The organism is Haladaptatus rarus, from assembly GCF_054177585.1.
The window spans coordinates 526419-547539 of sequence record NZ_JBPEHG010000002.1 but is presented as its reverse complement, the minus strand read 5'-3'; the positions used below and the strand labels follow the sequence as shown (position 1 = coordinate 547539).

The 21121-nt window shown below is 60.8% G+C and carries 18 protein-coding genes; 11 read left to right on the top strand and 7 right to left on the bottom strand.

Annotation, left to right across the window (positions count from 1 at the left end):
- Nucleotides 1-31: 31 nt before the first annotated feature.
- Both ACR3FE_RS08140 and ACR3FE_RS08135 read right to left on the bottom strand, forming a co-directional pair.
- The gene (locus ACR3FE_RS08140) at nt 32-2137 is read right to left on the bottom strand and encodes a hypothetical protein (RefSeq protein ID WP_458206582.1); all 2106 of its coding nucleotides are present in this window, start codon (nt 2135-2137) and stop codon (nt 32-34) included.
- Nucleotides 2134-2832, bottom strand: a complete 699-nt coding sequence (locus tag ACR3FE_RS08135; RefSeq protein WP_458206581.1) for a DUF7504 family protein — start codon at nt 2830-2832, stop codon at nt 2134-2136. The genes ACR3FE_RS08140 and ACR3FE_RS08135 overlap by 4 nt, the downstream gene beginning before the upstream one ends.
- A 177-nt stretch (nt 2833-3009) precedes the next feature.
- Between ACR3FE_RS08135 and ACR3FE_RS08130 the strand changes: the two genes are divergently transcribed.
- From ACR3FE_RS08130 to ACR3FE_RS08110, 5 genes are read left to right on the top strand one after another with little or no spacing between them, the layout of a single operon-like run.
- Nucleotides 3010-3534 (top strand): DUF8114 family protein, encoded by a 525-nt coding sequence (locus ACR3FE_RS08130; RefSeq protein ID WP_458206580.1) that lies wholly within the window; start codon nt 3010-3012, stop codon nt 3532-3534.
- A complete protein-coding gene (locus ACR3FE_RS08125) occupies nt 3531-4280 on the top strand; it encodes an RNA methyltransferase (RefSeq protein ID WP_458206579.1) in 750 nt (249 codons plus the stop codon). The genes ACR3FE_RS08130 and ACR3FE_RS08125 overlap by 4 nt, the downstream gene beginning before the upstream one ends.
- Nucleotides 4281-4316: 36 nt before the next feature.
- Entirely contained in the window at nt 4317-5153 is an 837-nt protein-coding gene (locus ACR3FE_RS08120) for a phosphatase PAP2 family protein (RefSeq protein WP_458206578.1), read from the top strand.
- A gap of 60 nt (nt 5154-5213) precedes the next feature.
- On the top strand, nt 5214-6608 hold the full coding sequence (locus ACR3FE_RS08115; RefSeq protein ID WP_458206577.1) for a TIGR00341 family protein: 1395 nt from the start codon (nt 5214-5216) through the stop codon (nt 6606-6608).
- On the top strand, nt 6592-7158 hold the full coding sequence (locus ACR3FE_RS08110) for an HPP family protein (RefSeq protein WP_458206576.1): 567 nt from the start codon (nt 6592-6594) through the stop codon (nt 7156-7158). The genes ACR3FE_RS08115 and ACR3FE_RS08110 overlap by 17 nt, the downstream gene beginning before the upstream one ends.
- 42 nt (nt 7159-7200) lie before the next feature.
- Here the strand turns inward: ACR3FE_RS08110 and gatE are convergent, their stop codons facing one another.
- The gene (gatE, locus tag ACR3FE_RS08105) at nt 7201-9069 is read right to left on the bottom strand and encodes a Glu-tRNA(Gln) amidotransferase subunit GatE (RefSeq protein WP_458206575.1); all 1869 of its coding nucleotides are present in this window, start codon (nt 9067-9069) and stop codon (nt 7201-7203) included.
- A 277-nt stretch (nt 9070-9346) separates the two neighbouring features.
- Here gatE and ACR3FE_RS08100 point away from each other — a divergent pair, with 277 nt between their 5' ends.
- Nucleotides 9347-11161: a PAS domain-containing protein gene (locus ACR3FE_RS08100; protein WP_458206574.1), complete on the top strand. Its 1815-nt coding sequence runs from the start codon at nt 9347-9349 to the stop codon at nt 11159-11161.
- Here ACR3FE_RS08100 and ACR3FE_RS08095 read toward each other — a convergent pair whose 3' ends face one another.
- Both ACR3FE_RS08095 and ACR3FE_RS08090 read right to left on the bottom strand, forming a co-directional pair.
- Nucleotides 11162-12661 (bottom strand): PH domain-containing protein, encoded by a 1500-nt coding sequence (locus ACR3FE_RS08095; RefSeq protein ID WP_458206573.1) that lies wholly within the window; start codon nt 12659-12661, stop codon nt 11162-11164.
- Entirely contained in the window at nt 12658-13119 is a 462-nt protein-coding gene (locus ACR3FE_RS08090) for a PH domain-containing protein (RefSeq protein WP_458206572.1), read from the bottom strand. The genes ACR3FE_RS08095 and ACR3FE_RS08090 overlap by 4 nt, the downstream gene beginning before the upstream one ends.
- A gap of 178 nt (nt 13120-13297) precedes the next feature.
- On the opposite strand from ACR3FE_RS08090, the gene ACR3FE_RS08085 reads away from it, so the two are divergent.
- A complete protein-coding gene (locus ACR3FE_RS08085) occupies nt 13298-14242 on the top strand; it encodes a hypothetical protein (RefSeq protein ID WP_458206571.1) in 945 nt (314 codons plus the stop codon).
- A 93-nt stretch (nt 14243-14335) separates the two neighbouring features.
- Here ACR3FE_RS08085 and ACR3FE_RS08080 read toward each other — a convergent pair whose 3' ends face one another.
- Nucleotides 14336-15748, bottom strand: a complete 1413-nt coding sequence (locus tag ACR3FE_RS08080) for a class II fumarate hydratase (protein WP_458206569.1) — start codon at nt 15746-15748, stop codon at nt 14336-14338.
- Between the two features lie 190 nt (nt 15749-15938).
- Here ACR3FE_RS08080 and ACR3FE_RS08075 point away from each other — a divergent pair, with 190 nt between their 5' ends.
- From ACR3FE_RS08075 to ACR3FE_RS08060, 4 genes are all read left to right on the top strand, one after another.
- The gene (locus ACR3FE_RS08075; protein WP_458206568.1) at nt 15939-17252 is read left to right on the top strand and encodes an ABC transporter substrate-binding protein; all 1314 of its coding nucleotides are present in this window, start codon (nt 15939-15941) and stop codon (nt 17250-17252) included.
- A 20-nt stretch (nt 17253-17272) separates the two neighbouring features.
- On the top strand, nt 17273-18271 hold the full coding sequence (locus ACR3FE_RS08070; protein WP_458206567.1) for a carbohydrate ABC transporter permease: 999 nt from the start codon (nt 17273-17275) through the stop codon (nt 18269-18271).
- Between the two features lie 58 nt (nt 18272-18329).
- Nucleotides 18330-19265, top strand: a complete 936-nt coding sequence (locus tag ACR3FE_RS08065) for a carbohydrate ABC transporter permease (RefSeq protein WP_458206566.1) — start codon at nt 18330-18332, stop codon at nt 19263-19265.
- A gap of 87 nt (nt 19266-19352) precedes the next feature.
- Nucleotides 19353-20579 carry an ABC transporter ATP-binding protein gene (locus tag ACR3FE_RS08060; protein ID WP_458206565.1) on the top strand — a complete coding sequence of 409 codons (1227 nt, stop codon included), beginning with the start codon at nt 19353-19355 and terminating at the stop codon, nt 20577-20579.
- 19 nt (nt 20580-20598) lie between these two features.
- Here the strand turns inward: ACR3FE_RS08060 and ACR3FE_RS08055 are convergent, their stop codons facing one another.
- The gene (locus ACR3FE_RS08055) at nt 20599-20847 is read right to left on the bottom strand and encodes a BolA family protein (protein ID WP_458206564.1); all 249 of its coding nucleotides are present in this window, start codon (nt 20845-20847) and stop codon (nt 20599-20601) included.
- Between the last annotated feature and the right edge of the window lie 274 nt (nt 20848-21121).

Sequence of the window (21121 nt, the reverse complement as noted above, 5' to 3'; positions counted from 1 at the left end):
GACAGCAGTCGAGGGATAAAAATCGGCCCTTTCAGTCGAGGTCGGCGGCGGTGACCTCGTCGCTCCAGTAGAGGTCGCCGTCGTATTCGACCGGAACTATATCCTGTTCGAGGTACGCGTCGAGTTCGTCCGCCGTCAGTTCGTACGATTCGGTGGGTCCGGATCCGAGAGACCGCTTCGTTGCACTCTCGATGTTCACTCCTACGAAACTGCCGATGCTGAATCGGTGGGTGTAGTACATCCTCGGTTTTACGCAAAATTTCTTCTCGTCGTTCCGACCGACATAGAGGTAGGGACATCCGCCAGACCGGGACTGACAGAGCGTCGTCCCCCCATCACCGATGGTGATGTACTGGTGGCCCGCGAGCGTCTGTCCCTGTGCGATGGACAGCGCACTACGGAACGTGTACCCAGTGTTGAGCAGTCGAGCGAGCGTTCGCCCGACTTTCGTGGCGGCCTGATTCGACACTTCCGAGAGGGTGACCACCCCGGTGTGACTGCCCTTCTCGACCAACGCCCCACCCTGGTCGTACGACCGACAGGCGTTGAGCAGGAACGCTCGCACGTTCACCGTATCGAGACTTCGAGTATCGAGAACACCGTCGGCACACTGAATTCCCCGATGATCGACGTGACCGATGTAGTGGAGGAAATCGATGGGTCGTGCGAAGAGTTCGCGGAGTTCGTCGGTCGTGAGGTCGTACGCGAGATCGACGTCGTAGTCGAGCAAATCACGAAACCCGTACAGTTCCTCGACTTTCCCTTCCTCGCGCATGCTCTCGTCGTTGCAGACGACCTGGATTCGGATGGCCGGGTCGTCCGAAAGCGAGGATTCGACTCTGCGCCGCCACGATTCGACGGACACCTTGTTACTCCCCATCGGATACCCGTCACCGATCCACACGTGTTCGGTACTCTCGACCGGTTCCGGTTCGACTATCGGTGGGTTCGTCTCGCTGTCGGTGGGATCCGCGACTGTGCTTCGACAGAATTCGGTCAGTGTCTGTGGTGCACTGACCGTGGCGTCTTTCACTCGGGACGGACAGCGAATCTTGGCGAGGTCGTTGGCGACGAATGGAAGGGCATCGACGTTGTCGTGCGTCGGCACGATGTCGGTGGTCAACTGCCACTCGGGCATGTGCGGTTCGAGCGTCTCGAACGGTATGCCGAGGTACGCCCTGAGACGCTCGGCGAGCGGCGCATCGTAGAGGGCGGCGAAGTCGAGATCGACCAGTGGCTCGATAGCGTCGCGTTCGTGGAGGTCGATCGGATATAATCCCTCGGTTCGAACCACGCAATCGAGGAACAGCACCTGTCGAAGGACGCGACCGACGGTCGATTCGTACCCGTTCGACCCCGCCAAAGAAAACTCGAATCCGTCTGCGACGAGCGTGGGTTCGGTGCCCGGCACGACCGTCGCCCCGAGATAGTACGCGAGTGATGCGGCCGGATACACGTACTCGCGTTCCGGCGGGAGTACCAGTTGGACGTTCGTGTTCGGCGCCTCGAGTCCGTCCGGTGCCGAAAACTCCTCACCGAGTTCGATAGCCGGTGGGTGGCCTCGGAGCGAAGGGAACGAGCGTTCGGGACTCGTCGTCTTCAGCGCCGACCCGAACAGGGAGATGGCTCGCATCACGTCTTCGATGGCGTCCGTCACCGTGATCGTCCCTGCCGGACGACTATGTAGCGACCGGACGCCGAGCCGCACCGACCGCTCGTCGTCGAATTCGACGATGGTGGCCTCGTCTCCGTGCTTGACGTGAACTGCGGATTCGAAGGCGATGTAGAGCTTGATCGGGGCCCCTGCGACCTGTAGGTAATACTCGCCTAGTTCCACAGATAGTTCGTCTGCGTTCAGTTCTAACTGCTCGACGACTGTTGGCTCTCCGTCCCAGAAATTGAGCGGGAGAGTATCTGGAATGACGACCCGTCGCGTCGAAAACGCGACCGCCGCATCCATCGGAAACGGGAAGTCATCCGTACTGGCCGGTTGCAACGTCACCGAATCGGACGTGTATAGTTCGACCCGCGCTTTCTCGATCGGGTCGAAGATCTCCACGCCCGGTGGGTTCGAAACTGGTTCGAATCTCGGAACGTCCAATTCACCGTCGTCGGTTGGAACGGGCGAATCGCTCATAATCGAACCCAGTTCGTCGTCTGGTCGTACTCCGGAACATGCCAGCGCTGTTTCGGAACCAGCCCGTCACCTTGCCTGACTTCGACTCGGGCGTCGAACAGTGGCGACAGTTCCTGTACTAGGTCGTCGTCATCGGGGAGTGGCAGGTGGTAGTGAGCCATGCCTGAGACGCCGCGGACGAGTGCGGTGACGATTCGGAGCGTCTGTTCGACTTCCTGTCGGTCGCACTGTTCGAGTGGCTTGATGAGCGAATCGAACGACAGTCGGAGTTCCGCCGGGTCGAGACCGTCAGCCCACTCGTCGAAGAAACTGATGGCGGTGACGATGTCCGACCGAAGTTCGCGGAGGCTATCTTCGGAGGACGTATCGGGTCGAGGGGGGGTCGGCGTCGGCACCGCACTGATGCCACGTTCGTCGTCGCCCCAGTCGATCACCCACACGTTGGCGTCGTCAGTGCTCATACTTGCAGGCAGTTTCGCGCCCGCGTACCGTGCGGTCGTGTCCGTGAGGACGAGGATACGCTTTCGATCTTCCGTGGCAGCACCGAGCAGTTGTATCGTCGTCCGATTGGTGGTCGTCTCAGAGACCCGTCCGGTGACGAGGATGTTACAGCCCCGCTGTTTGAATTCCGTGAGAACTTCGTGGAACTCGGGAGAGTCCCCCCCACCCCGGAACGAAATCTCTTCGGGACGCATTGTTACTTTACTGATGGAAGTGGCGCGTGATAAAAATTATGTTGGTGTCGGGTTTCGTTCGTATTCCGAACGGCCCTGCCGGGACGGTGGCCACTCAAGTTGCCGTGATCTCACGTCCGAACCGACATCAGGTCGCAGACACGCTCTTTTTGTTCTTCCGGTCGCTACGAAGACGTGATGGGAAAAGTGAGCATTGGACTTCGCGGTTGGCGATTCGACGAGGAGGAGGTGTTCACCGAAGAGGGGAACTACCGACCGATGGACGAGATGTCCTCGGATACACAGAAACGACTCGCGCGTTTATCCGCCCTCGTCGGGTCGCCGTGTGACGCCTGTTGGCTGATCCACGGCGACGAGAACCTCCAGAGCTGTAACGTCGTCGAAGTGGTGTACGGCGAACCGATGGCCGAAATCGCAGTCTGTCCGGAACACGAGACGGACTTCCTCTACTGGTATTTCGAAGACGGTGGCGAACAGTTCCGTGGTGAAGAAGCCCTTCAGGACGAGTTCCACGAGTGGTTCCTCGATGGTGGTCGTGCCCCGGAGGGATACGGAAGCATGGAACACGTCGATACTGACCCCGACGACCTGCCGGAACCGCCGGAACCAGACCTCGAAGCCTTGAACGTCGAACTGCCCGAGGAAGAACAGGAGAAGATCGATCTCCGCGACGTGGATCTCTCGCAAGAGTATCCGAAATGAAGCCCGCTGTCGCCATCGTCGAACCGAAGACGCCCGGCAACATCGGCACCATCGCGCGCGCGATGAAGAACTTCGGGATGCACGACCTGAAACTGGTGAACCCACCGGAGTTCGGGCGCGATAGCGAAGCCTACGGGTTCGCCGGACAGGCCCGAGAGGACGTGTTGCCGAACTACGACGAGGTGACGTTCGACGAACTGGTCGCGAACTACCACACGGTCGGGATGACCGCGACGACGAACGAGGACGCCAGTCGTCACGTCCGGTTTCCGTTCAGGACACCACGAGAACTCGCGACGAGTCTCGCCGCGGTGGAGACGGAGACCGTCCTCATCTTCGGGCGAGAGGCGAGCGGGTTGACGAACGAGGAGCTATCGCGCGTCGACGAAGTGTGTGCCATCCCTGCCAGCGCGGCCTACCCCTCGCTGAACCTCGGGCAGGCCGCTACCGTCACACTCTACGAACTGCGCGACCTGACGGTGGACGACTACCAACTTCCTGACGTCGAACGAGAGCGAGCCGACGAACAGGCGATCGAGGGATTCTACGAGACGTTCGCCGAACTCCTCGAAATTGTCGGCCATCCGGTGGAAAAACGTGACAAAGCGATGCGGATGATACGCAGGCTCGTCGGTCGCGCACATCCGACGGGGAGAGAGATCGCCACACTCCGTGGTATCGTTCGACGGGCGAACCAGCGCGCAGGAACGGCCACGTCGCGCTCCCAAACTCGGGACGATAGGTAACTACTTTATGTCCTGTCGTCTCAGTAATGAGTAGCTATGCTGTCCGCCCTCTACTTTCACTCCCTTCCACTTGGGACACAGTTCACCCTGCTCGTCGCAGTGCCGAGTGTTCTGTTATTGCTCGTCGGTAAGCAAGTTTTTCTCCCGGAGGAGCGCATCCAAACCCTGTTTCGGGATTTCCTCAAGACGGACTGGAAGTACCTCGGCGTCGCGTGGGTCGTCACGAACATCGTGAACACACTCGCGCTTCACTTCCACGTCGGGCGAACCTTCACCGAGTTCGTCTACGCCATCGAAGGGGCGACCGTCGCCACCTTTCAGGGGATCGCCTCCACACCCCTGACGCTCGTGTTTACCGCCGTGTATCTCGTCGGGTTTCCGTTCGTCGTACTGTTCACGTACTTCAAACTGAAGGCACACGACGAGGAGGAAGCCAAACGCTACGCACTGGCGTACGTCTTCCTCGTTCTGTTAGCTGTACCGTTCTTCCTGCTCTTCCCGGTGAAGGTATCGTCGCTGTATCTGACGACCGTCGAACCCCTGATGTACGAACTCAGCCCCGCTATCCAGTACGGCATCCACTCGACCGACACGCTGGTCAAAGCGTTCCCGAGCCTTCACACCGGCCTGTCGGTGCTCGCGGCGCTGTACGCCCGAAAAGCGGACACGGCGTACGCCTACACGACCGCCGTGCTCACGGTGGCGATCGTCTTCTCGACGATATATCTCGGCGTCCACTGGCTGACCGACGCCGTCTTCGCCGTAGTGCTCGTTGCCTGTGCGTATTACCTGTCACAGCGAGTCAGCGAACCGCGATGGTCGGTCGTCTCGCGCGAGGCGTTGGCGGTGGTTCGTCGAACTGCAGGTCGCTAACGAGCACACGCTGCATATTCAGCCACCAGCACTTTGAGTCGGCTTTCCGAACGTTTGTTCGTGCGGTTGATAGAACTGCTCGTCTCGGACGAGCGGCAGGACTCGACGCTCTCGGTTTTGGACGACCACGACATCGACTACGCGGTCATCGAAGAGACCGGTGACCGAACCGAGTCGACGCTCGTGCACTTCCCGATTCCGACGGAGGCGGTAGACGAACTGTTGGAGACGCTTCGAGAGGAGGTTGGAATCGACGAGAACTCCTATACGGTTATCACTGAAGCCGAAACTGCGACGACCGAGCACATCGACGAGTTGGAAGAGCGGTATGCCGAATCGGAAGAAAAGAGCGACGACACGCTTCCTGCGGAGGAACTCGTTACGAAAGCTCGGGCGATGAATCCGAACCAGCGGACGTACTTCGCCATGACGTTCTTCAGCACGATCATCGCCACTGCCGGATTGCTCCGGAGTTCGCCTGAAGCGGTCGTCGGTGCGATGGTCATCGCTCCATTCTTCGGAACCGCACTCTCGGTGGCGACCGGCGTCTGCTGTACCGACCACGAGATGTTCTTCGATGGGATGCGCTCGCAGTTTCTCGGCATCGTCGTCGCCGTCTTCGGTTCGGCGCTGTACGCGGTTGTCGCCCGTGAGATGGGGTTCGTCCCACACGGGATGGTGCTCACACAGAGTTCGCAGTACACCCTGTTCATGACACCGAGCTTTCTGTCCGCTGGTGTCGCAATCGCGGCGGGGGCCGCGGGCGGGTTCGCGCTCGCTACCTCACTGCCCGTCACGCTCGCGGGGGTCGCCATCGCGGCAGCGATCACACCCTCGGCTGCCGCGCTCGGCATCGCAATCGGCTGGGGGAAGCCGGTGCTCGGTGCGGGCGCGTTCGTCCTCCTCGCCGTGAACGTCGTTGCGGTCAATCTGATGGCGATCTCGGTGTTGACCTACCTCGGCTACCGACCGAAACTCTCCGTCAGCGTTCCATCGTCGTCGCCTCGCCGACTCGCTCGCGGTCTCGCCGTGGCGTGCATCGCCCTGTTCGTCGTCGGAACCGCGGCGGCGTCCTACCAGCAGATCGAGTTCAATCGAACGGTCAACGAGGAGGTTCACAGCACCATCGAAGAGGAGTATCCCTCTCTCGAAGTCGGCGGCGTAACGACAGAGTACAACGCGGGGCTGCTCCTCCCCCGGTCGAAGAACGTCAGCGTGACGGTCATCCGAACGTCCGACAGGGACTATCCGAAACTGGCACAGAAACTGGACGTTCGCATCAGCCAGAAAGCCGACGGCGGGGTGAACGTCCAGGTCAAGTTCATCACCTTCGAAGGAGGTGGCACGCGAAGTGGCAGTAGCCAGCAGAGCCGAAACGACGATACCGTCCGTTTCATCCCGAACGAAAAGAAACTCGAACCCACGCTCGAAATCGACGATGGACTCCATCTCTGATCCCAAGTTCCACGAGACGACTCGCGTCGCGTTCGTCGCCAGCATCCTCCTCGTCCTGCTCGGGGCATTGGCGTGGGCCAGCGGTCTTCCCTTCCTGTTCCCGAGTCTCGGCCCCTCTGCTTTCCTGCTCGCCTCGAAGGTCAGTGAACGGGTGAGCCAACCGCGACGAGTCATCGGCGGCCACGTCATCGGCGTCGTCGTCGGACTGCTCCTCTATCACCTCGTCGCGCCCGGCCTCTCCCTGACGAATCCGTCGCCACCGTTCTCGATGGCGGCACTTCGGCTCTCGCTGAGTGGCATCCTCTCGGTCGGTCTTACGACAGCCGGGATGGTCGTGACGGACCTGCGCCACCCGCCAGCGTGCGCGACGACGCTCATCGTCTCCCTCGGCTTGCTCCCGAAACCGATGGAGGGGGTCATCGTCATCGTCGCGGTCACGATCCTCGTCGCGGTTCAGCAAGGGTTGGCGTATCTCGAATCGGTGCCGCCAGCGCCAGACGTATTCTACCGAGAGGAAGGTGGCGACGAGACGGGAGTAAAGGGCGACTGACACGCTCTACCACTACCGGTCGTCGGAGAGGTGGTTCGGGATTCAGGCCCGCTGTTGGATCTCCTCGCGCAAAACTTGACTCACGAGGTCGCCGTCCGCCTTCCCGCGAAGTTGACCCATGCACTCGCCCATCAGTCCGGAAAATGCGGCCATACCCTCTTCTTCGACCTGTTCTTCGTTGCGTTCGACTACCTGGACGACCGCTTCGCGGACATCATCTTCACCGACGCCTGCGAGACCTGCTTTCTCGACGGCTTCCTCGGGCGATAGCTCTGGGTTCTCGGCGAGCAGTGTCAGCACGTCGTTGACGCCCTCCTTCGCCAACTCGCCATCCGTGACGAGGTCGATGACGCCGAGGAAGTGCTCGTCGTCCAGATTCTCGACCGGCACGTCGTCACGTCGGAGTTCCGTCACGGTGCTCTCGACCAATCCGGCGACGAACGTCGGGTCGGCACCCGTCTCGACCGCGCGCTCGAACAGGGGCATCCGGCGACCGTATGCGACCTGTTCGGCGAGTCCGGCGTCGAGCGAGAACTCGGACTGGTAGCGGTCGACCTTCTCGGTGAGCAGTTCGGGCGTCTCGACTTCGGTCGGGTCGAGATCGACGGGAGGCACGTCGGTTTCGGGGTACATCCGCGCTGCACCGGGGAGGGGTCGGAGGTAGCGCGAGGTGCCGTCCTCGTTCGCACCGCGCGTCTCCTCCGGCACGCCCTCGATAGCGACTCGGGCGCGGTCGGCGGCGGCTTCGATAGCGCCCTCGGCGACGTCGGGGCTGGCGGCCACGATAGCGACTGCGTCCTCGTCACCCGCATCGACGGCCTCACGGAGGGCTTCGACTTCGTCCTCGGTCACGCCGTAGGCCGGGAGTTCGTCGGTGTGGAAGATACCGCCCGCACCGTGACGCTTGGCGTGGTCGGAGAGTTCGGTACCGAGACGGCGATCCGGTTGGATCTCGCGTCCGACGAGTCCGTCGAAACCGAAGAGCGGAACCGCTGTAACCTTGCCACCGTCGTCGAGTGCTCCCCGGATAACACCCGAGTCGGTGTCCTCGAAGACACTCGTCACGTCCCGTGTTTCGCCGACTTCCGCGTCACGTTGACGGAGTTCGTCGCGGATTTCGAGTAGTTCGACCTGTCGACCGACCTCGAACCGAACGAGGTCGTCGATGTCGTCGAGGCTCTGGACGCCTTTCATCTCGACGCGTGCACCGTCCGCGATGGAGACGTTCACGTCCTGACGGATGGTTCCGAGACCGCGCTTCACGTGGCCGGTCGAGCGCAAGAGCATCCCGATTCGCTCGGCGGCCTCGCGGGCCTGTTCGGGCGAACTGATGTCGGGGGAGGTGCCGATCTCCACGAGAGGGATACCGAGCCTATCGAGGCTGTAGAGGACGCCGTCTTCGCGCTCTTCGATACGCTGTGCGCTCTCTTCTTCCAGCATCAGGTCTTCGACGCCGACCGGACCGTCGCTCGTCTGGATCTCGCCGTCGGTGGCGACGAGCGTCGACCGCTGGAATCCCGAGGTGTTCGACCCGTCCACGACGATCTTCCGCATGAGGTGGGCCTGATCGACCACGTCCATGTCGAGCAGTTGGGCGATCTCCAGGACGACCTGCTGTGCTTCCTCGTCCAACCTGTGTGGCGGCTCGTCGTCCTCTTCCACGAGGCAGGTCGAATCGTAGGCCAGATACTCGAACTCGCGGTCGATCTGGCTCTCTTCGAGGGCGGCCTCGTCTATTTCGCCGAGTTCGCTCCGCGTCGGATGGAGGTATCGGGTGAACGTTCGTGCCGCGTCGTCCGGCTCGCGCAGCTCGGTCGGACACTCGCAGAACAGCTTCGTCTCGGTGTCGAGTTGCTGGTGGATCTCGAGCCCCGCCACCAGACCGAGATCCTCGTAATCGTACTCGCTCATTGGTCGCATCTGAGACGCGGAGGGGTAAAAAACCGTTCAGTTCGGGCGAGTTCGTCCGACGGACTGACTGCTGAATGAACTATCGGAGACGAGCAAAATAATCGCTTTCAATACACGTATCGATTCGTACTGTTCTTGCATTTATTATGAATATGAGAATCATGGTTAAAAGAACGGTTCCGCCGCAGTCGCCCATATCGTAGATTTCCTATAGAGACTGGTCGTGGTCATTCGGATGGCCCGTAAATATAAACCGGAGGAAGAACGTAACACTCGTATGACGGATTTACTGGGGGCACGTGAACTCGGCAGTGAGCGGCCGATCCAGATCCTTCACGTGGACGACGACCCAGCACGCCTTCGGCTTTCTGCGAAGTTATTAGAGGAGTATATCTCGGATGTGGTCGTCCATACCGAAGACGACCCGACAGAGGCACTCGCCCGTCTCGACGACGACCTCTCGGTCGATTGTATCGTCAGCGACTTCGACATGGGAGTGATGACCGGGCTCGATTTCCTCGAGACCGTTCGTGACCGATTTCCGAACCTTCCGTTCATCCTCTTTACCGGCAAAGGGAGTGAGGAGATCGCAAGTGAGGCTATCTCAGCAGGCGTTACCGACTATCTGCAGAAAAGCGGTGGTGCAGATCAGTACACGGTGTTGGCGAACCGAATCGAGAACGTCGTCGGTCGCTACCGGGCGGGACGTGCTGCCACGGATTATCAAGAGCGGATACGTGAGGTCTACGAACGAGTGACGGATGCCTTCTTCGCACTCGATAAGCAGTGGCGATTTACCTACATCAACCAGCGAGCCGAACGCCTGCTGAACAGGACTGAAGAGGAACTACTCGGGGAAATCGTCTGGGAGGAGTTCCCGGAAGCCCTCAACACGGAGTTCGAAGAGGAGTATCGACGGGCGATGGAGAAACAAGAACCAACAGCGTTCGAAGCGCACTATTCCCCGTTGGAGATACAGTTCGAGGTTCACGCCTATCCATCGACTGAGGGGTTGTCGGTGTTCTTCCGAGACGTGACCGAAATGAATGAGATACGAGAAGAGCACCACCGCGAGAAGGTACTGCTAGAACAGGTGTTCGAGACGAGTCCGGTAGGCATCCTCGTGATGAACGACGAAGGGGGGATCGTCCGTGCGAACGAACGCGCAGTCGAACTACTCGAAGTCACCGAAGAGGAGATAACGAACCGCACCTACGACTCCTCGCAGTGGACGGCGACGGACGAAAAAGGGACCCCGTTTTCAGAGGGGGAACATCCACTTCTGCAAGTGTTCGAAGAGCGAACGACGATTCAAGACGCCTACGTCGGCTACGAGAGTCCAAGCGACGAGTGGCGTCTGCTCTCGATGAGCGCGGCACCGATAGAGTCGGAAGACGATGACCTGGAACGAGTCGTCATCACTCTCGACGACATGACCGAGCACCGGGAGCGCCAGCGGGAGCTAGAACAACAGAACGAACGGCTCGAGGAGTTCGCCAGTGTCGTCTCCCACGACCTGCGGAACCCACTCGACATCGCTCAAGTTCGGATCGACCTGGAACGCCGTGACCGTGATTCCGAGCACCTCGAAGAAGCATCGCTTGCACTCGACCGGATGAACACACTCATCACCGACCTTCTCACACTCGCTCGGCGGGGTGATACCGTCGGTGAGATGGACTCGCTCGACCTTCGGGACGTCGTCTACGATGCGTGGTCGACTGCGGGTACCGAGACGGCGACCCTTGATGTCGATGCCGGACTACCGACGATTCACGCCGACGAGAGCCGACTTCGCGAACTCCTCGAAAACCTCCTCGACAATGCGGTTTCCCACGCCGGGAGTGACCCACACGTCCGAGTCGAGGGGATACAGGATGGCTTCGCCATCGGTGACGACGGCCCCGGAATCTCGTCAGGACGATGCGAGAAGATCTTCGAGGACGGATTCTCGACCGAACACGAGGGTACCGGGTTCGGACTCACCATCGTGAAACAGATCGTCGACGCACACGACTGGACGATCACCGTGACCGACAGCGAACTCGGTGGTGCGCGGTTCGAGGTCAGCGATATGGAGACGGAGGAGTAGTCACTCGCTGCTGGACGGCGTGGTCTCCGAATTCGCCCGATGGTGGTGGGCCTTGCGCTGGCGAACCTGTCTCCCGAGTCGCCGAGCGACCAGTTCACGAAGGTCGCTCGCGATCTCCCTATCTACGTCCGCAGCACGAGCGTCCTGGCCTCCGAGACCGACCGAACTCGCGGTATCGACGACGACCGTCGCCAGCCGCCAGCGTCGTTGAAAGATCGTCTCGCGCTGGATAGCCGTCTGGATGCGGTAGTAGGGGACGACGTGCGTCGTCCGCTGCCAGAATCCGTTTCGGGTCAGCACGTGGTCGTCACCGACGAAATAGCCGCGATGTTTCCACTGGTAGTGTCCGGCGATGGGTGCGAACACGGCGAGCGCGAACACCGCATACCAGCGGTCGAGGAGCCCCGTGACCCAGTCGAACCCGTACGCCAGTCCCGTGAGACCGGCGACGACCAGCACGTATCGAACGACGTACCGGCGGCGGGTACGACTCGGCGGTCGTTCGAACGTCGGGTCGTCGAACGATTCGAGCGAGTGCGCCAGTTCGAAGACGCGTCTCCGAACCGCGATAGGAACTGCCGCCTCCGAACCGCCGGACGGTCCCTGTCCGGGTGCGTACCCTGCCGTCTCGACCGAGAGCGTCGCGTACCCCATGCGGCGCATGACGGGGTTTTCACGAAATGTGATCGTCTGGATCTTGTCGAGCGGGATGCTTCCATCGTATCGCTGGAGTAACCCGCGTTCGTACCGGAGTTCGTCGTCCACGCGCGTGAGTCGAAAATCGTAGTAGCGTGCGAACGTCACCATCGCGCTCGCCACCCAGAGCACCACCGCAGAGACGAGTATCTGTGCGAGGCCGACGAAGAACGACATTCCGCCCAGCGAGTCAGCAGCGTCGGTCAGGAACGGCACGATGAGAAAGACGAGACCGAAGACACGGGGTTCGAGCGAGATGGCGGAGAGCAACAACAACTCTTCCGAACTAATCTCGTACAGCAGATCGGGTTCCGGTTCCTGTCTGTCGGTTTCGTCGCTTTCGTCGGTCTCCACACCCGCAACCCCGTCACGCTTCCGGCGCTGTATCTCTCGCTGGAGTCGTTTCGCTTCCTCGGCGGAGACGAATCGAAGGTTCGCTTCCGTCTCACCGCCACCGGCTGTTTCGAGACTCACCGAGGCGATTCCCAGCGCGCGCTGGACGACGTTTCGCCGGATGTCTACGTTCTGCACCCGGCGGAGCGGAATCTCGCGGCGGCGGCGCGAGACGACACCGGAGTCGATATCGAGCGAGCTGTTCGTGAGTACGTACTCGAACCGCTGGTAGTAGGCGTACTCCCACCCGACCGTGGCCAACAGACCGATGACGACGAGCGCACCGACGACGACGATATCGAGTGACTCCACCGCTCCTGCGATCGCTATTCCGGCGAAAAGGAGGGTCGACGCGACGCTCGCGCCACGGGTGACCGCCCGGTATGGAAGCGAGAGCGGATGAAGTCTCATACAGCGTCCTCGTACTCGCTTTCGATGGCGAGGTTCCGGAGCCGACGCTGAAGGTCGCTCGCACGTTCGGGCGTAAGGCCCGGAATCGTTACGTCTGCACCCCGTGAACCGGCGGTGTACACCACGACGCTTCCGAGGCCGACGAGTCGCTCGAGAGGCCCACGTTGGGTGTCCACGTGTTGAACCCGCACGAACGGGACGACGGTGGTGACGCGGGTGAAGACGCCACGTTCGAGATAGAGATCGTCGTCACGGATCTCGAACCGCCACACGCGGTATTTGACGATGACGTAGCCGAGACCGAAAACGAGTGCAATGAGGGTGACACCCCCGACGAGCCACAGGGCGAAGTCCGCGATGAATCGTTGTACCCCGGTCAGCACGCCACCGACGAGTATGGCAGTGATGAGAACGCCCGCAAACCAGACGATGCGAACGCGGGGATCGAGTGTCTCCATACGTACACAACGGGACAGATGCCGTATAAAGGTAGGCGTAGCGTAGCCGTCATCGCTCCCGGATTATCGTCACCCTACCGCCACGAAAGACGACCCTACCGCTTCGTTCGGCTCACTCTGATTCGAATCAGACGGCGTGGAACAAAGACGACAGGAAACCGTATCAATCGTGGACAGCATGACCGAGAACTCGCCCACGATCAATCGTCGCCGGTTCATATCGGCGACTGTCGCCTCCACCGCAGTGCTTGGGGGTGTCTCGTCCGCAGGGGCACTCCAATCGGAGAGTAACACCCAGTTCGCCATCGAACAAGACGGTAAGTGCATCCCTATCGAACCGCTATCGATGTCGGGACTCCCCGTCGAACAGTTCTACGACTATCGAACGCCCGACACCGACCCCTCCTCGTACAAGTACGCCTCCTTCGGGACCGAGAGCCTCCAGCGCAAGGACACGAGCATCATGTTCCTCTACAAAGGACCGAAGGGACTGAGCCTCGTGATGGTTCACGACAAGCTGGACGCCGGGGACGGAGGTGCAGTCTCGTTCAACATCACGAACCTTCCCGTCAAAGGGAAGTTCGTCGTCAAGGACGACCAGTACGACGGGCCGACGAACCGCGACACGTTCGACTACTCGAAACACCGCGACTGGAACGGAAACGAGACGGCCACCGCAGTCATCCACTGGACGTGGCAGGGTGGTCGGGCGGACGGTGCCGTGTACCGAGGACTCGGTAACGAGTTCGAGTTCACCATCCATCCGAAGTTCAACAAGCAGGCGCTCCTGTCGAACGTGGAAGGAAACGAGGGGAAGGTCGAGAAGTGGCAGGTGCTCTCGGGTGACGTAAGCAACCCGACGCGCACGCAACTGAAGATGAACAAGCCGGTCAAGATAACGACCAAGGGGTGTTCCTCGCAGGCGACGACGACCAAGAAGAAAGAGACGACGAAGAGTGGAAACGACGACGAAGTAACGACGACGTCGACGACGCGGGCGACGACCACATCGAATCCCTCCGACCTGAACGGGAAGAACAGCAAATCGTTCTTCGATAAGATCTGGGACGGGTTCGCCTCCGCGATAAACTCGGTGGTGTCGTTCTTCACGAACCTCTTCTGACCGGTTTTTGGCCTTCGAATCCGAACTCTTTTCGCCGACAGCAGAAATCGAGAAAGAGCAGTGATCAGTGTCGACAGTCGTCTTTCTGCTTCGTTACTCGTCCTGACCGAGGATACCGCGATGGGTCATCGCTTCGGGGTCGATGATCTCGTCTGCCTCTTCCTCGCTCAAGTATCCCTTCTCGACGACGACTTCGCGCACCGTCTTCCCTTCCTTGAGTGCGGTTTTCGCGGCCTCAGCAGCCTTGTCGTAGCCGATGTGGGGGTTGAGTGCCGTGGCGAGCGCCATGCTCCCTTCGACCTGTGTCTCGCAGTGTTCGCGGTCGACGTCGAGCTTTCGGACGAACTTCTCGGCGAACACTTCGCTCGCATTCGAGATGAGTTCGGCCGACTGGAGGAAGTTGTGCGCGAGCACCGGCTTGTAGAGGTTGAGGTCGAGTTGGCCTTCTGCCGCACCGTACTCGACCGCGGTGTCGTTGCCGACGACCTGCTTGTGCACCTGATTGACAGCCTCGGCGACGACGGGGTTGATCTTGCCGGGCATGATGGAACTGCCGGGCTGGTTCTCGGGCTGGTCGATCTCACCGAGACCGTTTCGCGGCCCGGACGCCAGCAATCGAAGGTCGTTTGCAATCTTGTTGAGCGACCCGGCGACCGTTCTGAGCGCGCCGTGCGCTTCGGCCATCGCGTCGTGGGCTGCCTGCGCTTCGAAGTGGTCGTCCGCCTCACGGAACTCGACGCCGGTCTCCTCGCTGATGTATTCGGCGGCGAGTTCGGGGAAGTCGGGGTGGGTGTTCAGCCCGGTTCCGACCGCCGTTCCGCCGAGTGCGAGTTCGCTCAGGTGGTCGCGCACGTGGTCGACGCGGGCGAGGCCCTTCTCGACTTGCGTGCGGTAGCCGCCGAACTCCTGCCCGACGCGAACCGGGGTGGCGTCCTGGAGGTGGGTTCGTCCCGTCTTCACCACGTCTTCGTACTCCTCTTCTTTCGCTTCGAGCGCCTCGCGCAGGGTGTCGAGGGCTGGAAGCACGTCCTTCTCGACGGCTTCGAGCGCCGAGACGTGCATCGCGGTCGGAATCACGTCGTTGCTCGACTGACCGAAGTTGACGTGGTCGTTCGGGTGGATGTCGCGTGAACCCATCTCGCTCCCGTAAATCTCGGCTGCGCGGTTGGCGATGACCTCGTTCGCGTTCATGTTCGAGGACGTGCCGGAGCCGGTCTGGAACACGTCCACCGGGAACTGGTCGTCGTGTTCGCCCGCGATGACCTCGCCCGCGGCCTCGATGATGGCTTCTGCTTCGTCCTCTTCGATCATCCCGAGGTCGCGGTTGGCCTGCGCGGCGGCCTTCTTCACGACACCGAGCGCGCGGATGAACCGCCGCCCGAACGTGATGCCCGAGATGGGGAAGTTCTCCACCGCGCGCTGGGTCTGTGCGCCCCAGTAGGCGTCTTTGGGTACCCGCATCTCCCCGAGGCTGTCCTCCTCGATTCGGTAATCCTCGTCGCTCATGCGTTCGGAGAGAGGCAACGGCCAGGCGTAAAACCCACCGAAAAGGATTCGCCGAGTCCGGGCGACGCCAGACCCCTCGTTGAATCAGAGATGAACAGTTACGGAATTAGTCACTCGTAAACGGATTAGCCTCCGGATAATAATGAAGGGCTCCTTCTGATTGTAGGATACGCTACCGAGAGGCACAAATATGACTGATGAAACGAACGAGAAGCTGTCGCGTCGGGAGTACATTGAAGCAACTGGTCTCGCGGGCGTTGCTGGCACCGTCGGTCTCGCTGGCTGTCTCGGCGGTGACAGTAGCGGGAACGAGAATAGTGGCGGTAACAAAGTCGAAGTCCAACACTGGTGGACCGGTGGCGACGGCGGTGCGGCCATCAAGGCGCTGTTCGAAGGGTTCGAGAAGAAACACGACATCAAGATCAAACCGAATCCGGTCTCGGGTGGTGCAGGACAGAACCTGCACGCCGTCATCAAAAAACGCATCCTAAACGACAATCCACCGAGTTCGTGGCAGGCGTGGCCGGGGAAGAACCTGCAACCGTACGTCGAAGCGGACAAACTGGAAGATATCGGCGAGTCCATCTGGTCGAACGACAAGATGAAAGAGGCGTACCTCGATGGGCCGAAGAACGCCGCGAAACCGGGCGGGAAGTTCGTGACGGTACCGCTCAACATCCACCGTCTGAACAACCTCTTCTACAACGTCGAGGTCGTCGAGAAGGCGGGCGTCGACCCGAAGAGCATCAAGAAACCGAGCGACCTCGTCGACGCGATGAAACAGGTCGAGAGCAAGACGGACGCGGTCGGGATGGCTCACCAGACGAAATCCGGCTGGTCGACGCTCCAGTTGTGGGCAACGATACTCCTCGGCGAACACGGAAAACAGGCGTACACCGGTTTCACCGAAGGGAAGGTGAAGGAGAACCAGCAGGCGGTGAAGAACTCGCTCTCGCTCGTCAAAGAGTACAAGAAGCACTTCAACAGTGACGCCGGGTCGCTCGATTGGCAACAGGCGAACAAGAAGCTCATCAACGGGAAGGCGGCGTTCATCCATCAGGGCGACTGGGCCGCCGGGATGTACCGCGGTCAGGACGGCTTCGAGTTCGAAAAGCAGTGGGACATGGTGTCGTTCCCCGGAACGAAAGGGATGTACTCACTCGTCATGGACTCGTTCCCGTTCCCGAAGAACAACCCCACGAAGGACGCGACGAAGAAGTTCCTCCAGTACGTCGGCTCCGTCGATGCACAGGAGCGATTCAACCCGAAGAAAGGGTCGATCCCGCCGCGTACCGACGTGCCGAAAGAGAAGTTCGGTCCGTTCCTCTCGCGGCAGATGGACGAGTTCAAGAACTCCCAGTCTCAGCCACCATCCGTCACGCACGGACTGGCGACGAACCCCGGAACGCTGACGAAGCTCAAAGATGCAGCCACGTCCTTTAACTCGGGTTGGAACGTGGATAAGACGTACAACAAGTTCGTCAAGGCGTTCCAATCGAACTGAGATTCGACGCCTGATTTTCCATGCAAGGAATACGCGAATCTCTGAAACAAGTCCGACGTGCTGCGAACGGCGATGGTGAGCTTCGCTCTGATGGAGGGACGGTAACCGAAGAGCGCCGCGAAACCGGACAGTCGATACTCCAGAACGAATTCGTCCAGAGTCTCCCGTTCTGGCTCCCACCGTTTTTACTGATGGGCTTTTTCGTCTATGGCGCGATCGGGTGGAACCTCATCATCTCCTTCACCGACTTCGCCTCGCTTACGTTGCCGACCTACGACCCGGCGACGTTCGACTTGGAGATGTATCGCCGGGCGCTTTCCGACCCGAACTTCGTGACGGCGGCGCGGAACACGGTCGTCCTCCTCGTCGCGTTCACGACGCTCTGTCTGGTGGTCGGGTTGGCGCTCGCCATCCTCGTCGATCGGGAGATCCGGTTCGAGAACACGTTCCGAACCATCTATCTCCTGCCGATGAGTCTGTCGTTCGTCGTGACGGCGAAAGTGTGGGCGTGGATGTACAACTTCGAAAGCGGGATGATCAACATCACGCTCAGACAACTCGGGTTGGACGCGCTCGCCCACCACTGGATCAGCGATCCGACGACGAAGCTCGCGGCGGTCATCTTCGCGCTCATCTGGCAGTTCAGCGGCTACGCGATGGTCGTCTATCTCGCTGGCTTGCGAGCGATTCCAGACGCACATTACGAGGCCGCGCGGGTCGACGGTGCGAGTTCGTGGCGGATGTACCGGCGGGTCATCATCCCACAGTTGCGCTCTTCGACCATCGGCGCGGCGGTGGTGCTCATGGTGTTCGCGCTCAAGGCGTTCGACTTCCTGTACGTGATGTTCGGGAACAACCCCGGCCCGGCAGCGGACATCCTGGCGACGATGATGTTCCGGGAAGCGTTCGCGTCGAACAACTGGGCCTACGGGTCGGCCATCGCCATCGTCCTCTTCCTGATGGCGCTCGCCGTCGTCGGTCCGTACCTCTACAGCGAGTACAGACGAGGTGAATTATGAAGACGATAGCCGTCGAGAGATGGTCTCGAATGCGGGGAACAGAAGCGAGGTGGTCCCGATGAGTGGCCCACCCGCCACGCCGGAACCGGAGCAACAGACCCGCAGAGAGCGGGCAGTCGGCGCGCTCCGAAACGCAGGGCCGGGACGACTGGTGCTGTACGTGGGGCTGGTCGCGCTCGTCGGATTCTATCTGGCACCGCTGGAGTCGGCCATCATGACCGCGTTCAAGACGAGCAGTTCGTTCAACGAGACGCTCCCGTTCGCGCCGCCCGGCCCCGGCGGATTCACGCTGAAACCGTGGCGAGTGGCGATAACGAAACTCGCACACGGCATCACGAACAGCCTCATGCTCGCCATTCCGGCGACGCTGCTGTCGGCGACGCTCGGGAGTCTCGCAGCCTACGGCGTGACGAACGTCGAGTGGAAGTACCAGATGCCCATCATCGCGCTGTTCATCGCGGGCATCTTCATCCCGTATCAGGCGGTGTTGGTGCCACTGTCGCGGCTGTTCGCCATCGTCGATACGCAGTCGTTGCTCTCGCCGTTGTGGGGCCTGCCGCTGATGCACGCCCACTACGCGAACATCATCAACCTCATCATCGCCCACACTGCCTACGGGATTCCCATCACGTTCCTGCTGTTCCGGTCGTACTACCGGAACTTCTCGGATGAGATGCTGGAGGCGGCCCGTCTGGACGGGGCGAGCGTGTTCAGCATCTACCGCAACATCGTGCTGCCACTATCGAAACCGATGTTCGCGGTGACGCTCATCTACCAGTTCACGCAGGTGTGGAACGACCTGCTGTTCGCGCTGGTCATCCTACCCGGCGGTGCCGGAGCAGGCGAACCGGTGACGGTCGCACTGACGAACCTCAGCGGCGGTATCATCCAGTCGTTCGGCCTCCAGATGGCAGGCGCATTCGTCGCGGCGATACCGACGCTGATCGTGTACATCGCGTTCGGAGAACAGTTCGCAAAAGGAGTTGCAAGCTGATGATACGAATTCATTCGACGGAACGGCGGTATCGGATCACGACGAATCGAGGGTATCGGAACACGATAGACTGGAGGTCTCGGGACGATGGCTAGACTCACACTCGACAGCGTGACGAAGGTGTTCGACGACGATGGCGACCGGATCGTCGCCGTCGACGACGCGAACGTCGAGATCGAAGACGGGGAGTTTCTCGTCCTCGTCGGTCCCTCCGGCTGTGGGAAATCGACCACGCTCCGGATGATCGCCGGACTGGAGACCATCTCGCAGGGCGAGATTCGACTCGACGAGACGGTCATCAACGACCAACCGCCGACGACGCGGAACATCGCCATGGTGTTCCAGTCCTACGCGCTCTACCCGCACATGACCGTGCGGGAGAACATGAGCTTCGGGCTGGAGGAATCGACCGACCTCCCGGACGACGACATCGTTCGGCGCGTGGAGGAGACGGCCGAGATGATGGGTATCGCCGACCTGATCGACCGGAAACCCGGCGAACTCTCGGGCGGGCAACAGCAGCGCGTGGCGCTCGGGCGCGCCATCGTGCGCGACCCCGAGGTGTTCCTGATGGACGAACCGCTGTCCAACCTGGACGCGAAACTGCGCTCGCAGATGCGCACCGAACTCCAGCGGTTGCAGGAGGACCTCGGCGTGACGACGGTGTACGTCACCCACGACCAGACGGAAGCGATGACGATGGGCGACCGCATCGCCATCCTGAACGACGGGAAGTTACAGCAGGTGGCGACGCCGATCGAGGCGTATCACCGACCCGCGAATCGGTTCGTCGCCGGGTTCATCGGCGAACCGTCGATGAACTTCTTCGAGATGACGCTGGAAGACGATACGCTCATCGGCGAACACTTCGAGTATCCGCTCTCGAACGAGACGCACTCCGAACTGGGTGAGACGACGCGAGTCACCCTCGGTATCCGACCGGAGGACATCGAGATCTCCGCCATCGGGGACGGCGACCGCGGAAGTGGCAACCGTGGAAGCGACGACCACGATGTCCGCACCGTCGTCGACGTGGTCGAACCGATGGGCAACGAGAACAACGTCTACCTCCGATTCGCCGACACGGGCGACGGATCACCGACGATCGAAGGTCAACCGTCGATAGAGGGACAGCCAACCGAAGAACGACGAACCTTCGTCGTCACGCTCGGCGGGATGCGAACCGCAGAAGAAGGCGAGGAGGTCGTCGCCCACATCCCGGAAGCGGCCATCCACCTGTTCGACACCGACACCGGAGAGGCACTGCGAAATCGCGTGCTCGACATCTCCGAGGCGTCGATCCCCAACCGCTGAGCCGCGACGGTTCTTTCGGCTACCGGTTCTCGTACTCGTCGGGCGTGTAGGTCTTCACTTCGAGCGCGTGGATGTCGGTCGTCATGTGGTCGCCGAGCGCATCGTACACCATCTGGTGCTGTTCGACCAGCGTCTTTCCCTCGAACGCCGGGGAGATGACGAGCGCGGCGAGGTGGTCTTCGTCGTGGTCGCCACGCGTGTTCGTCACCGTCGCTTCGGCGTCTTCGATTCCAGATTCGATGAGTTCCGCGACATCGTCCGTGTTCATAGCGGGACGTTACCTGTCGAACACCAAAAAGACGGCTGGAATCGGTCGTGACATGGTCGTTCTTCGTCAGGCAGTACATTTCAGTACGTTTCAGTACATTCGGGCGTATACGGTGCGAAAAAATCGTCGTGAAAGTCCCGGTCGCTCGTCCCTCGCGCGGGAACTCTGGCGCTGCCGGTTTGGTCGCCCGTTGGCCTCGCCACCACGCCAGCACGCGCCGGGGCTGGTGATGCAATTCGAGGTACTCCGGACAGTCATTGCGGTGGCAGCCGAA

What these genes read in the sequence shown, in the direction of transcription:
- ACR3FE_RS08140 (WP_458206582.1), bottom strand. Translation starts at nt 2,137, where the DNA reads ATGAGCGATTCGCCCGTTCCAACCGACGACGGTGAATTGGACGTTCCG.
- ACR3FE_RS08135 (WP_458206581.1), bottom strand. Translation starts at nt 2,832, where the DNA reads ATGCGTCCCGAAGAGATTTCGTTCCGGGGTGGGGGGGACTCTCCCGAG.
- ACR3FE_RS08130 (WP_458206580.1), top strand. Translation starts at nt 3,010, where the DNA reads ATGGGAAAAGTGAGCATTGGACTTCGCGGTTGGCGATTCGACGAGGAG.
- ACR3FE_RS08125 (WP_458206579.1), top strand. Translation starts at nt 3,531, where the DNA reads ATGAAGCCCGCTGTCGCCATCGTCGAACCGAAGACGCCCGGCAACATC.
- ACR3FE_RS08120 (WP_458206578.1), top strand. Translation starts at nt 4,317, where the DNA reads ATGCTGTCCGCCCTCTACTTTCACTCCCTTCCACTTGGGACACAGTTC.
- ACR3FE_RS08110 (WP_458206576.1), top strand. Translation starts at nt 6,592, where the DNA reads ATGGACTCCATCTCTGATCCCAAGTTCCACGAGACGACTCGCGTCGCG.
- gatE (WP_458206575.1), bottom strand. Translation starts at nt 9,069, where the DNA reads ATGAGCGAGTACGATTACGAGGATCTCGGTCTGGTGGCGGGGCTCGAG.
- ACR3FE_RS08100 (WP_458206574.1), top strand. Translation starts at nt 9,347, where the DNA reads ATGACGGATTTACTGGGGGCACGTGAACTCGGCAGTGAGCGGCCGATC.
- ACR3FE_RS08095 (WP_458206573.1), bottom strand. Translation starts at nt 12,661, where the DNA reads ATGAGACTTCATCCGCTCTCGCTTCCATACCGGGCGGTCACCCGTGGC.
- ACR3FE_RS08090 (WP_458206572.1), bottom strand. Translation starts at nt 13,119, where the DNA reads ATGGAGACACTCGATCCCCGCGTTCGCATCGTCTGGTTTGCGGGCGTT.
- ACR3FE_RS08085 (WP_458206571.1), top strand. Translation starts at nt 13,298, where the DNA reads ATGACCGAGAACTCGCCCACGATCAATCGTCGCCGGTTCATATCGGCG.
- ACR3FE_RS08080 (WP_458206569.1), bottom strand. Translation starts at nt 15,748, where the DNA reads ATGAGCGACGAGGATTACCGAATCGAGGAGGACAGCCTCGGGGAGATG.
- ACR3FE_RS08075 (WP_458206568.1), top strand. Translation starts at nt 15,939, where the DNA reads ATGACTGATGAAACGAACGAGAAGCTGTCGCGTCGGGAGTACATTGAA.
- ACR3FE_RS08070 (WP_458206567.1), top strand. Translation starts at nt 17,273, where the DNA reads ATGCAAGGAATACGCGAATCTCTGAAACAAGTCCGACGTGCTGCGAAC.
- ACR3FE_RS08065 (WP_458206566.1), top strand. Translation starts at nt 18,330, where the DNA reads ATGAGTGGCCCACCCGCCACGCCGGAACCGGAGCAACAGACCCGCAGA.
- ACR3FE_RS08060 (WP_458206565.1), top strand. Translation starts at nt 19,353, where the DNA reads ATGGCTAGACTCACACTCGACAGCGTGACGAAGGTGTTCGACGACGAT.
- ACR3FE_RS08055 (WP_458206564.1), bottom strand. Translation starts at nt 20,847, where the DNA reads ATGAACACGGACGATGTCGCGGAACTCATCGAATCTGGAATCGAAGAC.